Source organism: Pseudarthrobacter sp. P1 (assembly GCF_050156935.1).
GTDB lineage: Bacteria > Actinomycetota > Actinomycetes > Actinomycetales > Micrococcaceae > Specibacter.
The window spans coordinates 1141366-1155177 of sequence record NZ_CP189584.1 but is presented as its reverse complement, the minus strand read 5'-3'; the positions used below and the strand labels follow the sequence as shown (position 1 = coordinate 1155177).

The window sequence follows — 13812 nt, the reverse complement described above, 5'->3', positions numbered from 1 at the left end:
GCCGGAAGGGTCTACTCTATTCGTAGATATGTTCGGATTTTTCGGGTCGGCATGCTGCGGATCCGCCCGGACGGCAGTGCTCATGCAGGGAGAAACTAGACCATGATCAGCTTTGTACGCGGCCCGGTGGCCCACCTTGGCCTCTCGCAGGCAGTGATCGATGTCAACGGCATGGGCATGCTGGTCCACGCGACCCCCAAGACCCTCGGTACCCTGCGCCTGGGCCAGGAGGCCGTGATCACCACCTCCATGATTGTCCGCGAGGACTCCATGACGCTGTTCGGATTTGCCGACGCCCATGAACGCGAGGTGTTCGACACCCTGCTCAGCGTCAGCGGCATCGGCCCGCGGCTGGCCCTGGCCGTGCTGGCCGTGCTGGACCCCGAGGCCATCCGCGTGGGCGTGGCCAGCGGCGACGGCAAGGCCTTCACCAAGGTCCCCGGCATTGGCCCCAAGGTGGCAGGCCGGATCGTGCTCGAGCTCAAGGGCAAGCTGGTCCCCACCGGCATCCCGTCCGGCCCCGCGCCGGCGGTGGCCGCCGAGTGGAAGCCGCAGGTCATCGCGGCCATGACCAGCCTTGGCTGGAGCGAGAAGGATGCCTCGGCCAGCATCGACAAGGCCATGGCGGACGAGCCCGATCTCGTGGCCGCCGGCAATGTGGCGCAGATCCTGCGGGCCACGCTGCGCTGGCTGGGCCAGGACGGCGCCCGCAGCGGCGCGGCCAGGTTGGCGTCCCGTGTCTGAGCGGCGGATGGCCGGCGACGGCGGCGCGCTGCTGCCGGGCCAGCTGGCCGCCATGGAGGGCGCTGCCCTCGTCTCCGCCGGCACCGAGCCGGAGGAGCGTGCCATGGAGGCAGCGCTCCGGCCCAAGAACCTTGACGATTTTGTCGGCCAGGCCCGCGTGCGCCGCCAGCTGTCGCTGGTGCTGGAGGCCTCCAAGATCCGCGGCCGCACGGCGGACCACGTCCTGATGTCCGGCCCGCCGGGGCTGGGCAAGACCACGCTGGCCATGATCATTGCCGCCGAGATGAACGCGCCGCTGCGGATCAGCTCCGGACCCGCCATCCAGCATGCCGGCGATCTGGCGGCCATCCTGTCCTCGCTGTCCGAGGGGGAGGTGCTGTTCCTGGACGAAATCCACCGGATGTCCCGCCCGGCGGAGGAAATGCTTTACATGGCCATGGAGGATTTCCGGGTGGACATCATCGTTGGCAAGGGCGCCGGCGCGACGGCCATTCCGCTGGAACTGCCGCCCTTCACCCTGGTGGGTGCCACCACCCGGGCCGGCCTTTTGCCCGGACCGCTGCGCGACCGTTTCGGCTTCACCGGGCACCTGGAGTTCTACTCCGTGGCCGAGCTGGAACTGGTGCTCCGCCGTTCCGCCGGCCTGCTGGATTTGAAGCTGACCAGCGCCGGCTTCGCCGAGATTGCCGGCCGTTCGCGCGGCACGCCCCGCATTGCCAACCGGCTGCTGCGCCGGGTGCGCGACTGGGCGCTGGTGCACGGCGTGGACAGCATCGATGCCCGCACGGCGGGGGCGGCGCTGGACATGTACGAGGTCGACGTCCGCGGCCTGGACCGGCTGGACCGTGCCGTGCTGGAATGCCTGGTGCAAAAATTCAATGGCGGCCCGGTGGGATTGTCCACCCTGGCCATCGCCGTGGGGGAGGAGCCGGAGACCGTGGAAACCGTGGCCGAGCCATTCCTGGTCCGCGAGGGATTGCTGGGCCGCACGCCGCGCGGCCGGATCGCCATGGCGGCCGCCTGGGAGCATTTGGGGCTGCGCATGCCTGCGAACGCGGTGGCCGCGGGAATGGTCGAAACATCCGATGAACCGGTTTCGGATTCGCCAACACCTTAAGCTTCACGCCGAAAGAGCATGGAGTTCCCAGCTAAACCGCATAGACTGGTATGACGTCCAGCACGTGCAGTGCCCAGGACTTTCCCTAGACGTATATGAACGGAACTACCTGTGTTCTCTAGCATTCTTGCCGCTGACGCTCCCGCCGCCGCGACCGGCGGCTTCGACCCGATGACGCTGATCCTCTTCGCCGTCTTCGCCGTCGTCATCTTCATGATGTTCCGCAAGCAGAAGAAGGCCAAGGCGGCCCAGGCCGAGCAGCAGGCCAAGATGGCCCCGGGCGTGGAGATCATGACCAACTTCGGCCTGTTCGGCACCGTCGTGTCAGTGGACGAGGAGAACAACAAAGTCGTCGTGGAGCTTTCCCCCGGGACCCTGGCCACCGTCCACCGCCAGACGATCACCAAGATCACCGCGCCGGAAGAGGCTGCCGCCGAGGTTCCGGACGATGCTTCCTCTCTCACCGAGGACGTCGACGCCGCTGCCGGTTCCGCCGCTCCGGCGAACGAGACCGCTGAGGAAACCCTGCTGCGCCTGAACAAAGACAACTCCAAAGAAAGCTAGCCTCCGCACGGAGCTCTACGGCTTCGCCATGGATGCAAGCACCGGCTCGCCGCTTCCGCCACTTGGCCGGGGGCGGCTGCGCCGTGTCCACTGCCTGTAACAACTAGAAGGATCCTTTGATGGCACGTACTGGTCCGACAACCTCAGCCCGCAGGACACTGCTGTGGCTCGGGGCAATCCTCATCGCCTGCACCGTTCTGCTGGGCGGTGGCGTGCTCTCCAACGCCGCCAGCTGGGTGCCCAAGCTTGCCCTGGACCTCGAGGGTGGAACCCAGATGATCCTGGCGCCCAAGGTGGACGGCGGCGGTGCCATCAATGACGAGCAGCTGAACCAGGCTGTGGCGATCATCCGCCAGCGCGTGGATGGTTCCGGTGTCTCCGAGGCCGAGATCACCACCCAGGGTGGGCGCAACGTGGTGGTCTCCATGCCGGGCACGCCCAGCGCCGAGACCCGCGAGCTCATCAAGGCCTCCGCGAACATGGTGTTCCGCCCCGTGATCCAGGTGGCCAACGGCGCGGCAATCCCCGCCGAGAGCAAGCTGCCGGACGACCAGCTGCCCAAGCCGACGGCCGCACCGGCCACCGCCAGCGATGACAACTGGATCGACGGCCCGCTGTACCGGACCTTCGAAGACACCAGCTGCGTCGCCCCGCTGACCCCGGCGCCGACGTCCACCGATCCGGCCAAGCCGATGGTGGCGTGCGAGCCCGGCAGCGGCCTGAAGTACATCCTTGGACCGGTGGAGGTTCCCGGCAAGGACATCAAGGACGCCAGCTATGGCCTCCAGCAGGGCGCGCAGGGCGTCACCACCAACCAGTGGTCGGTCAACCTGAGCTTCAACTCCGAAGGCGCCACCAAGTTCAAGGACGTCACGCAGCGCCTGAACGGCTTCTACATCACCAACCAAAACGACCCCAAGTCCCAGTTCGCCATTGTGCTGGACAATGAGGTCATTTCCGCCCCGCGGTCGCAGGCTGTCATCACCGACGGCAACTCCTCCATCACCGGAAACTTCACCGAGGCCACGGCCAAGTCCCTGGCGGACAAGCTGAAGTTTGGTGCCCTGCCCATCAGCTTCGATATCCAGTCCGAGGAGCAGATCTCGGCCACACTCGGTGGCCAGCAGCTGCAGATGGGTCTGTTGGCCGGTCTGATCGGCCTGCTCCTGGTGGTGGTGTACTCGCTCTTCCAGTACCGTGCCCTGGGCTTTGTCACGGTGCTCTCCCTCGTGGTGGCCGGTGCCCTGACCTACCTGGCCATCGCGATCCTGGGCTGGACCGAGAACTACCGCCTGTCGCTGGCCGGAGTGGCCGGTATCATCGTGGCCATTGGCCAGACGGCGGACTCCTTCATCGTTTACTTCGAGCGCATCCGTGATGAGCTCCGCGACGGGCGTGGCCTGGTGGCCGCCGTCGAGAACGGCTGGCGCCGCGCCAAGCGCACGGTGCTTGCCTCCAAGGCCGTGAACCTGCTGGCCGCCGTCGTGCTGTACTTCGTGGCCGTCGGCAACGTGCGTGGTTTCGCCTTCACCCTGGGTCTGACCGCCCTGGCCGACCTCCTGGTGGTCTTCATGTTCACGCACCCCACCCTGCAGCTGCTGGCCCGCACCAAGTTCTTCGGCGAGGGCCACAAGTTCTCCGGCCTGGACCCGGACCGCCTGGGCGCCGTCCCGCTGTACCGCGGCGCCGGCCGGATCCGCACCCCCGAGGACCGCCCGAGCGTGGCCAACGGCCAGCTCAAGGGCAAGAATGCCGGCGCGGCCGCCGAGGCCGAGCGCCGCCAGACCATTGCCGAGCGCCGATTGGCCGCGAAGCAGGAGCAGATGGCCGGCAGCCGCGGCGCCGGTGCCACCAAGTCCGAGACCGACGAGAAGACCGAGGAGAGCAACTAATGGCTAGCTTTGCCACTTTTGGTAACGAGCTGTACACCGGCAAGCGCTCCTATGAGTTTGTCGGCCGCCGCAAACTGTGGTTCATCATCGCCGGCGCGCTGGTGGTGCTGTCCATCCTGATCCCGATCGTCCGCGGCGGCTTCAACCTGGGCATCGAGTTCCGCGGCGGCTCCCAGTTCACCGTCTCCGACGTCAACGATCCCTCCACGCTGAAGGGTGAGCGGGCCGTCACGGACATCGTCTCCGGATCCATTCCGCGCGTGGCCAACGTTGCCGGCAATACCATGCAGATCCAGACGGACAAGCTCTCCGAGGATGAGACCCTGGCCGTCAAGGACGCCCTGATCAAGGCCTACGGCGTCACCGCGGACAAGGTCACCTCCACGTTCGTCGGGCCGACCTGGGGGCAGGATGTCTCCCGCCAGGCATTGCTTGGCCTGGTGGTCTTTGTCCTGCTGGCCACCGTGCTGATGGCGCTGTACTTCCGGACCTGGAAGATGTCCCTGTCCGCCGTCGCCGGCCTGCTGGTGGTCATGTTCGTGACCGCCGGGGTGTACGCGGCCAGCAACTTTGAGGTCACGCCGTCGGCCATCATCGGCTTCCTGACCATCCTGAGCTACTCGCTCTACGACACGGTGGTGGTGTTCGACAAGATCCGCGAGAACACGGCGGAGATTGCCAACTCCACCCGCCGCACCTTCGTCGAAGAGGTCAACCTGGCGATCAACCAAACCTTGGTGCGCTCGATCAACACGATGATGGTGGCCATCCTTCCGGTGGCGGCCATCCTGTTCATCGGTGCAATGCTGCTGGGCGCCGGCACCCTGCGCGACCTCTCGCTGGCCCTGTTTGTCGGCATCATCGTCTCCACCTTCTCCACCATCTTCATTGCCGCCCCGCTGTACGCGGCGCTGCGGGCCAAGGAGCCGGAGCTTGCCAAGCAGGCCAAGAAGGTGGCCTCGCGCCGCGCCAACGAGGCAGCTGCCGTGGCGTCCGACGGCGCTGCCATGCCCACCGCCTGATCCTGGCACAACGGCCGCGGCCGGGTGTGTTCCCCGAGTGGGGAACGCACCCGGCCGCGGGCGTTTAACTCCCTGTGTCCGCGCTCCGGCTGCGCGCCTGCCGACACGAATTGGGAGGGTCCCGGTGCGGGCTTACACTAGAGGAATTCCCCGCTGGGCATACGGCGTGGAATCCGTTGGGCGCAAGGTGAGGACAGTGGCAGTGGACGAGCAGAAACCGACAGCCGGAAAGGTTGCCTCCGTGGCATCCGGCGCGCCGGAACCCGCCCAAGGAGCCAGCGCCAACGGTGCCCAGCAGAGTCCGCCGGCCGCCGTCGTGCGCGCACCCCTGCGCCCCACGTTCCCCGGCCGCCGCGAACGGACCCGCGCCCGGCTGGCCCGGCTCACCGGCTGGTCGACGGGCAGCTATTCGCCCATTCTGGAGCCGTTGCTGCGCATTGTGCGGGCCAACAACCCGCGCGAGGACTTCGAGCTGATCCAGCGCGCCTTCACCGTGGCGGAGAAGGCCCACGAGGGCCAGAAGCGCAAGAGCGGCGATCCCTACATCACCCACCCCGTGGCCGTGGCCACGATCCTGGCCGAACTGGGCATGACCGGACCCACGCTGGCTGCTGCCCTGCTGCATGACACCGTGGAGGACACGGACTACACGCTGGAGCAGCTGAAGGCGGACTTTGGTCCGGAAATCGCGATGCTGGTGGACGGCGTCACCAAGCTGGACAAGGTCACCTTCGGCGAGGCCGCCCAGGCCGAGACCGTCCGCAAGATGGTGGTGGCGATGGCCAAGGACATCCGCGTCCTGGTCATCAAGCTGGCCGACCGCCTGCACAACGCCCGCACCTGGCGCTTCGTCTCGGCCGAATCCTCCGGCAAGAAGGCCCGTGAGACCCTGGAAATCTTTGCCCCGCTGGCCCACCGCCTGGGCATGAACACCATCAAGTGGGAGCTGGAGGACCTGTCCTTCGCCGCACTGTACCCCAAGGTGTACGACGAGATCGTCCGCATGGTGGGGGACCGCACCCCGGAGCGCGAACGCAGCCTGGCCGTGGTGCGCAACCAGATCGCCGAGGACCTGCGCGCGGGCAAGATCAAGGCCACCATCTCCGGCCGGCCCAAGCACTACTACTCCATCTACCAGAAGATGATCGTCCGCGAGAAGGACTTTGACGACATCAACGACCTGATGGGCGTGCGCGTGCTGGTGGACTCGGTGCGCGACTGCTATGCCGCGCTGGGCGCCATGCATGCTCGCTGGAACCCCCTGCCGGGGCGGTTCAAGGACTACATCGCCATGCCCAAGTTCAACATGTACCAATCGCTGCACACCACTGTGATCGGGCCCGGCGGCAAACCCGTGGAAATCCAGATCCGCACCGTGGAGATGCACCAGCGGGCCGAATACGGCGTGGCCGCGCACTGGAAGTACAAGACGGCACCCAAGGGCGGCCCGGCCGCGGCCATGGGCAATGACGACATGAACTGGCTGCGGACCCTGGTGGACTGGCAGCAGGAGACCCGCGACCCCGCCGAGTTCCTTGACTCGCTGCGGTACGAGATGAACGCCCAGGAGGTGTTTGTCTTCACCCCCAAGGGCGAGGTCATGGCCCTGCCGGCGGGCTCCACCCCCGTTGACTTTGCCTACGCCGTGCACACGGAGGTGGGCCACCGGACCATCGGTGCCCGGGTCAACGGCAAGCTGGTCCCGCTCAACAGCGTCCTGAGCCATGGCGATTCCGTGGAGGTCTTCACCTCCAAGGCCGAGGGGGCCGGCCCCAGCCAGGACTGGCAGAACTTCGTCAAGAGCCCGCGGGCGCGGAACAAGATCCGCCAGTGGTTCAGCAAGGAACGCCGCGAAGAGGCCATCGAAAAGGGCAAGGACCTGCTCACGCGGGCCATGCGCAAGCAGAACCTGCCGCTGCAGAAGCTGATGACCCACGATGCCCTGCTGGCCCTGGCCCAGGACTTCCGCTACGTGGACATCTCCGGCCTCTATGCCGCCGTCGGCGACGGGCATGTCTCGGCCCAGTCCGTCGTCGAACGGCTGGCGCACTCGCTCGGCGGAAACCAGGACGTGGAGGAGGAAGCCCCCGCACTGCCGACCCACCCGGCCGCCAACCGGCCACGGTTCTCCGAATCCGGCGTCATCGTCCACGGTGTGGGCGATGTGCTGGTCAAGCTGGCCCGCTGCTGCACTCCGGTGCCGCCGGACGCCATCACCGGGTTCGTCACCAAGGGCGCCGGCGTCTCCGTGCACCGCTCGGATTGCCTGAACCTGACCAACCTGCGCAACGAGCCCGAGCGGATGGTCGAGGTGGAATGGGCCCCCACGCAGACGTCGGTGTTCTTGGTGGAAATCCAGGTCGAGGCGCTGGACCGCAAGAGCCTGCTCTCCGACGTCACGCGTGTGCTCAGCGAGAACCACGTGAACATCCTCGCCGCGAGCGTCCACACCTCCCGGGACCGGGTGGCCATGAGCCGCTTCGCGTTCGAGATGGGGGATCCGAAGTACCTGCACCACGTGCTCAACTCCGTCCGCCGGATCGACGGGGTCTTCGACGTCTACCGCACCACCGGGGCACAGCGCCGGGCGTAGGGCTTCGCTGGTCGAGACCCGGTGCGCCGGTCGCCAGGATCTCCGCGCTGCCGCGAGCTTGCGAGCGATGGGAGGGGCTGGGGACGATCACCGGTTTCGGTGGTCGAGCGTAGCCGAGACCAGGTGCGGCGGCCTCGGTGGTTTCGGCGGCTCAACCGGCGCTAGCTACGTCCTGTCATTGCGTCCAGCAAGTCCAGGGCCTGCGGTCGCCCGCGAGCGCGGGCCGTGGCCGCCACGGCACTGCGGATGAGGCCGAGTGGGCAGTTCAGGGCTGCCGCCGCTGCCATGGCCGCCAGGACCCGGTGAGCCACCGCCGGCGGGCAGGAGAGGGCCACATCGACGGCCGTGCGCAGCGGCGTCGCCACCAGCACCCCGCCCAGCCGAATCGCATCGAACGGGCCAAGCGGCACTTCATGGATGGTGCAGCCGCTGAACGGCGGGAGCTCGGTGGTGCGGTGGTCATGGTGCACCAGCAGCGCCACCTTTTCCGGTGCGGGGGCGCAGCCGTACACCCAAGCCGCGGCGTCGCGCCCCACCACGGCGCGTCCTGCCAGCACGGGCGGCACCACGGAGCCGGCCGCGGCGGCACGCAGGGCCGGCGTGGCCGCGGCACCCACCCCGGCGTAGGCCTCCGCATAGACGCGTTCCACGAGCCCGTCCAACGCCATCGCGCGCAGTTCCACTGCGGTGAAGAGCCCGCCCGAGAGCAGCAGCCCGTCCGGCGGGGGTTGGTGGGCGGGAACCGAGTGCATTCCCCAAGCATGGCGGCGCCGGAGGGCAGGCAAAAGGCCCCGGAAGCAGTTGTGGATAACGCTGCTCCGGGGGCCCTATGCGCCAGCGGCGGGGCGGGGCCCTTAGGTGCGAGGGCCCGGCCGCGAGTCCGCGGGCAGCGGGGAGAATAATGGTTCCTCAGTTCGCGGCCTAACTCCCATCACGGCACAACCCAAGCTAAAGGGCCTTCGCCCAGGCAAGGCTATTTCGCCAGGAATTGGATCAGTGCGTCATTCCATTCCTCGGGGTGGCTGACGTTGCATCCGTGCGGAGCGCCGGCGATGACGTGCAGTTCACTGCCGACCAGGGTCGCGTGGGTGCGCTGGCCGGATCCTTCGAAGGGCACGATGGCGTCACCGCCGCCGTGGAGCACGAGGGCGGGTACGCTCACTTTTGGCAGGTCCGCACGGAAGTCCGTCCCGGCGAAGGCGGCCATGCATGCCAGGGCTGCCTTCTTGTCCGCCTGCTTGCACAACGCGATGGCGTCCTGGCGCTGCTGGTCGCTGACCTTGAGTTCTCCGTCGACGGAGAAGAACTGCCGGGTGAATCCGTCATAGAACTGGTCCTCATCCTTGCTGAGGCCGGCGGCCATATCCGCGGCAGCGGCCTCGGTCAATGGCCCTTCGGGGTTGTCCTCGGTCTGCTTCATGTACGGCGGGATCGCGGATGCGAAGACCACACTGTGCAGCCGCTCCGCGCCGAAGAGGCTGAAGTAGCGGGCCACTTCGCCGCCACCCATGGAAAAGCCGACCAAGGTGGCATCGTTCAGGTCCAACTCCTCCAGGAGGGCGTGCAGGTCCTCGGCCAGGGTGTCGTATTTGTACCCCGTCAGGGGTTTGTCGCTGCGGCCGAAGCCGCGCCGGTCATACGTGATGACCCGGTATCCGGCTTCCTGAAGGGCCGGAACCTGGGCCTTGAAGGCTTCCCCGGACATCGGCCACCCATGAATCAGAACCACGGCCCGGCCCGGACCTCCGGTGTCATCAACATGCAGGTTGGTGTTCTTGAACAGTCCGTGGTGCGCAGTAATTTCCGTCATGGCTCACCCTTCAATGTTTGTATCTGGGCCTCGCCAGATGGAGCCACCCTACCCAGATCACAAGCATGCTGTCTTTGGGATGGAACAACTTATTTCCCGGATGGTGTCCGTGTCCGGCAACCAGGGCATGCAAAAGGCCCCCGGAGCAGTGGTGGACAACACTGCTCCGGGGGCCTTGCGCGTGCGTGGTTAGGCGAAGTCCTCGGCGGCCTTCTGGATCTGCTCCAGCCATGCCTCACGGGCTGCCAGGGCTTCCTGGGCTGCCTTGGTCTTGCGCTGGTTGCCGGCCTTCTCGGCGGCGGCCAGATCGTCCTTGAGGCCGGCGATGGTGGCTTCCAGCTGGCTCAGGGCGCTGTTGGTGCGCGCCTTGGCCTCCGGGTCGGTCCGGCGCCAGTTCTCGTCCTCGGCCTTGCGGATGGCATCCTCCACCTGGCGCAGCCCGGCTTCGATCCGGCCCATGTCGGCACGGGGAACCTTGCCGGCCTCTTCCCAGCGGTCGCGGATGGACTGCAGGGCCTTCTTGGCGGCGGCGAGGTCGGTGATCGGCAGCAGCGCGGCGGCCTCGGCCACCAGTGCTTCCTTGACCACCAGGTTGGCGCCGAATTCCTCGTCCAGGACGTCGTTGGCGCTCTGTCGGGCGGCGAAGAACTTGTCCTGCGCGCCGCGGAAGCGGGCCCACAGGGCGTCGTCGTCCTTGCGGCTGGCGCGCGGGGAGGCCTTCCAGGCGTCCATCAAGCGGCGGTACTCGCCCGCGGCATAGCCCCAGTCGGTGGAGGTCGCCAGTTCCTCGGCGGCCGTAATCAGGGCCTCCTTGGCCGACTTGGCGGCGGAGTTGTTGCTGTCCAGCGCGGAGAAGTAGGCGCGGCGGTGGCGGTCGAACACCGTGCGGGCGCTGCGGAACCGCTTCCACAGGGCCTCCTCGGTGTTGCGGCCCAGGCGGAGCCCATTCTTCTGCGCGGTCTTCCACGTCTCGAAGAGCTCGTTCATCCGGGCGCTGCCGACCTTCCACTGGATGGTGGCAGGATCCTGGCCGGCAATCTGCTCCGCCTCGGCCACGATGGCCTCGCGGGCAGCAAGCTCGATGTTGCGGGCGGCGTCATGCACGGCGCGCTCGACACTCTCCAGGGCCTTGATGTGGCCGTCGAGGGCATCCAGGCGGGCCAGGGCGGAGTTGATGTCGCCCACGCTGTTGCGCTCGTTGAGCGCCTCGCGCAGGTGCTTGACCGTCTTGTGCATGTCGGCGGTGGGGGACTTGGCCTCCACCCGCTGCTCCAGCAGGGTGATCTGCGCGGCGATGTCATCGAACTTGCGGGCAAAGTAGGCCAGGGCCTCGTCCTTGCTAGCGCCGGGGTACTGGCCCACCGGGTGTTCGGCACCGTCCAGCAGAAGAACCACGTGGCCGTCCTCTTCGGCGCGGCCCCACTTGGCGGCCTCCACCAGATCGACGGGGGGCACGGCCGCCACCGGCGCCGGTGCCGCCGCGGCGGCCTTGGGCCGTGCGGCAAAGGCGGCCGGTGAGGGAGCCTTTGGCGCGGCAGGTGCCGGAGCGCCGGTCGTGGTTGAAGTCTCAGTGGCCGTTGCCACTGCCATGTCGTCGGATTGCTGACTATCTGTCACCGCTACAAGTCTTTCGCTGGAGGGACATCTGAAGAAACTGCTGTTGCGGCCCGGACCCGGATCCCCGGTCCCGAAGCGGCCGCAATTAGTTAAGCGTAAATGAGTCTATCGTCACCGGTGTGGCGGGGGCTCCATCGGTGGTGCCGCCGGACACGCCCCCGGCCGCAATGCCGGTGACGGCGTCCAGGCCGCTGGTGACCTTGCCCATGATGGTGTAGCCGCCGCTGGCCTGGTCCAGGTAGGTGTCCTTGTAGACGATAAAGAACTGCGTGCCGTTGCTGTAGGTGCTGTCGCCGCGGGCGACGGCGATGGTCCCAGCCGGGTAGATGCCGTCGGCGGGGGTGTTCTCCACCGGGCCCCACTGGTAGGACGGATCGCTGGCGCCGTCGCCGGTCTTGGAGCCGCACTGCAGGACGCCGAACTTGTCGGCGGTGGTCAACCGGTGGCAGCTGAGTCCGTCGAAGAATTTCTCGTCGGCCAGGGACTTGAATACGGCGGCCGCCTGCGGGGCGGTGCTGCCGTCGATCTCCACGCCCAGCGGAGAGCCGTTGAGGCTGAGCGAGCCGGTGAAGGTCTTGCCCGCCGCCGTGGCCGGCAGCGGAATATTGGCGGCGTTGGTGGAGGGGGCGGTGGAGGTTGGGCCGGAGGTCGCGCTGGGCGTTGCGTCAAGCCCGGACTCGGCGTTCGCGAGGTCCGCGGCGGAGGGATTGTGGCTGAAGACGGTGATCTGCAGCACCACGGCCAGGGCCACGGCGGCAACCATCGCGATGGCCGCGATGAGGTTGTCGCGCTTGCGGCGGCCGGCCTGCTTCTGCATCAATGCCTGGTTTGCCTGCATGCGCTGCACGCGCTTTTTGGCCTCGCGGGCATCTGGTTTGGTGCTCACCAACGTCTTCTCTCCTCGATGGTTGGGGGATAGGCCGCGGTACCGCATAAAATGGCAGCCGCAGACAGTGTACCCAGCACTGCTGTGAGAACCTTAGAAGTGCGCCGGGAAGCCGCTACATGTCGCCTTCCCCTTTGTTTGGCGCCACTAAGCTGCAGAGATTTCCCCGCAATAATAAGGAGAGCCCCACCCATGGCACGCAATGCCTCCCTGTCCGGATTCCCCGAGTGGCTGCCTTCGGAACGGCTGGTGGAGCTGCATGTGCTGGACACGCTGCGCCGCACCTTTGAACTGCACGGCTTCTCCTCGATGGAGACGCGCGCCGTGGAGACAGTGGGGCAGCTGCTGCGCAAGGGTGAGATCGACAAGGAGGTCTACGCCCTCTCCCGCCTTCAGGACGACGACGACAGCGCCGCCGGCAAGGGTGAATCGGCCAAGACGGACCCCAACCAGCTGGCCCTGCACTTCGATCTGACGGTGCCCTTTGCCCGCTACGTCGTGGAGAACGCCGGCTACCTGGCGTTCCCGTTCCGCCGCTACCAGATCCAGAAGGTCTGGCGCGGCGAGCGTCCGCAGGAAGGCCGCGCCCGCGAGTTCACCCAGGCCGACATCGACGTGGTGGCCGACGGCGAACTGCCGTTCCGCTACGACGTGGAGCTGGCACTGGTCATTGTCGAGGCGCTCTCCGCGCTGCCCATCCCGGCCTTCAAGCTGCGCGTGAACAACCGCAAGCTGGCCGAGGGCTTCTACCGCGGCATCGGCCTCACGGACACCGCCGGCGTGCTGCGCAGCATCGACAAGCTGGAGAAGATCGGTGCCGCCGCCGTCGCCGGCCTGCTCAAGAGCGAGCTTGGCGCCACCGACGAGCAGGCCACCGCCGCACTGGCCCTGGCCTCCATCCGCACCGAGGACACGTCCTTCGTGGCCCAGGTGCGCGCGCTCGGCGTCACCGACGAGCTGCTGGAGGAGGGCCTGGGCGAACTGGAGCAGGTCATCGCCGCCGCCTCGCTGCGCGCCCCGGGCTCCGTCGTCGCGGACCTCTCCATTGCCCGCGGCCTGGACTACTACACCGGCACCGTCTACGAAACCGTGCTGGTGGGCCACGAGGCGCTGGGCTCCATCTGCTCCGGCGGGCGCTACGACTCGCTGGCGAGCAAGGGCAACCGCACGTTCCCCGGCGTCGGCCTCTCCATTGGCGTCACCCGTCTGGTCTCGCGCATCCTCAGCCAGGAACTGGCCACCGCCTCGCGCAGCGTGCCCACCGCCGTGCTGGTCACGCTGGCCAACGACGATGCCTGGATCCAGGCGCAGGACGTGGCCGCGGCGCTGCGTGCCCGCGGCATCTCCGCCGAGGTGGCGGCCAAGGCGGACAAGTTCGGCAAGCAGATCAAGTACGCGGACCGCCGCGGCATCCCGTTCGTCTGGTTCACCGACGACGACGGCGCCCACCAGGTCAAGGACATCCGTTCCGGCGAGCAGGTGGCGGCCGACCCCGCGGCCTGGATGCCGCCGTCGGCCGACCTGCACCCCACCATCACCGTCGCGCCCAACTAGTGGTGTGTCTCCA

At 67.5% G+C, this 13812-nt stretch carries 11 protein-coding genes; 7 read left to right on the top strand and 4 right to left on the bottom strand.

Annotation, left to right across the window (positions count from 1 at the left end):
* The first annotated feature begins 102 nt into the window (after positions 1–102).
* From ruvA to ACQCSX_RS05420, 6 genes are all read left to right on the top strand, one after another.
* Complete coding sequence (gene ruvA / locus ACQCSX_RS05445) at positions 103–744, top strand: Holliday junction branch migration protein RuvA (RefSeq protein ID WP_427018048.1); 642 nt, start codon at positions 103–105, stop codon at positions 742–744.
* A gap of 52 nt (positions 745–796) precedes the next feature.
* Entirely contained in the window at positions 797–1861 is a 1065-nt protein-coding gene (ruvB, locus tag ACQCSX_RS05440) for a Holliday junction branch migration DNA helicase RuvB (RefSeq protein WP_427018976.1), read from the top strand.
* Positions 1862–2032: 171 nt separating this feature from the next.
* Positions 2033–2425 carry a preprotein translocase subunit YajC gene (yajC, locus tag ACQCSX_RS05435; RefSeq protein ID WP_427018975.1) on the top strand — a complete coding sequence of 131 codons (393 nt, stop codon included), beginning with the start codon at positions 2033–2035 and terminating at the stop codon, positions 2423–2425.
* Positions 2426–2544: 119 nt separating this feature from the next.
* Entirely contained in the window at positions 2545–4317 is a 1773-nt protein-coding gene (gene secD, locus ACQCSX_RS05430; protein WP_427018047.1) for a protein translocase subunit SecD, read from the top strand.
* A complete protein-coding gene (gene secF / locus ACQCSX_RS05425) occupies positions 4317–5339 on the top strand; it encodes a protein translocase subunit SecF (protein ID WP_427018046.1) in 1023 nt (340 codons plus the stop codon). Before secD ends, secF begins: the two co-directional genes overlap by 1 nt.
* Positions 5340–5655: 316 nt before the next feature.
* Entirely contained in the window at positions 5656–7932 is a 2277-nt protein-coding gene (locus ACQCSX_RS05420) for a RelA/SpoT family protein (RefSeq protein ID WP_427018974.1), read from the top strand.
* A gap of 161 nt (positions 7933–8093) precedes the next feature.
* On the opposite strand, the gene ACQCSX_RS05415 is transcribed toward ACQCSX_RS05420, so the two are convergent.
* The 4 genes from ACQCSX_RS05415 to ACQCSX_RS05400 form a co-directional block, all read right to left on the bottom strand.
* A complete protein-coding gene (locus ACQCSX_RS05415; protein WP_427018045.1) occupies positions 8094–8684 on the bottom strand; it encodes a hypothetical protein in 591 nt (196 codons plus the stop codon).
* A gap of 221 nt (positions 8685–8905) precedes the next feature.
* A complete protein-coding gene (locus ACQCSX_RS05410) occupies positions 8906–9742 on the bottom strand; it encodes an alpha/beta fold hydrolase (protein WP_427018044.1) in 837 nt (278 codons plus the stop codon).
* A 189-nt stretch (positions 9743–9931) separates the two neighbouring features.
* Positions 9932–11332, bottom strand: coding sequence for a DUF349 domain-containing protein (locus tag ACQCSX_RS05405; RefSeq protein WP_427018043.1), 1401 nt, complete (start codon positions 11330–11332; stop codon positions 9932–9934).
* Positions 11333–11444: 112 nt separating this feature from the next.
* The gene (locus ACQCSX_RS05400) at positions 11445–12248 is read right to left on the bottom strand and encodes a peptidylprolyl isomerase (protein WP_427018042.1); all 804 of its coding nucleotides are present in this window, start codon (positions 12246–12248) and stop codon (positions 11445–11447) included.
* 189 nt (positions 12249–12437) lie between these two features.
* Here ACQCSX_RS05400 and hisS point away from each other — a divergent pair, with 189 nt between their 5' ends.
* Positions 12438–13799 (top strand): histidine--tRNA ligase, encoded by a 1362-nt coding sequence (gene hisS / locus ACQCSX_RS05395; RefSeq protein WP_427018041.1) that lies wholly within the window; start codon positions 12438–12440, stop codon positions 13797–13799.
* Positions 13800–13812: the final 13 nt, after the last annotated feature.

Bases quoted from the DNA above. Each gene is read 5' to 3' on its own strand.
- yajC (WP_427018975.1), top strand. From the start codon at position 2,033: ATGACGCTGATCCTCTTCGCCGTCTTCGCCGTCGTCATCTTCATGATG.
- secF (WP_427018046.1), top strand. From the start codon at position 4,317: ATGGCTAGCTTTGCCACTTTTGGTAACGAGCTGTACACCGGCAAGCGC.
- secD (WP_427018047.1), top strand. From the start codon at position 2,545: ATGGCACGTACTGGTCCGACAACCTCAGCCCGCAGGACACTGCTGTGG.
- ACQCSX_RS05410 (WP_427018044.1), bottom strand. From the start codon at position 9,742: ATGACGGAAATTACTGCGCACCACGGACTGTTCAAGAACACCAACCTG.
- ACQCSX_RS05405 (WP_427018043.1), bottom strand. From the start codon at position 11,332: ATGGCAGTGGCAACGGCCACTGAGACTTCAACCACGACCGGCGCTCCG.
- ruvA (WP_427018048.1), top strand. From the start codon at position 103: ATGATCAGCTTTGTACGCGGCCCGGTGGCCCACCTTGGCCTCTCGCAG.
- ACQCSX_RS05415 (WP_427018045.1), bottom strand. From the start codon at position 8,684: ATGCACTCGGTTCCCGCCCACCAACCCCCGCCGGACGGGCTGCTGCTC.
- ruvB (WP_427018976.1), top strand. From the start codon at position 797: ATGGAGGGCGCTGCCCTCGTCTCCGCCGGCACCGAGCCGGAGGAGCGT.
- hisS (WP_427018041.1), top strand. From the start codon at position 12,438: ATGGCACGCAATGCCTCCCTGTCCGGATTCCCCGAGTGGCTGCCTTCG.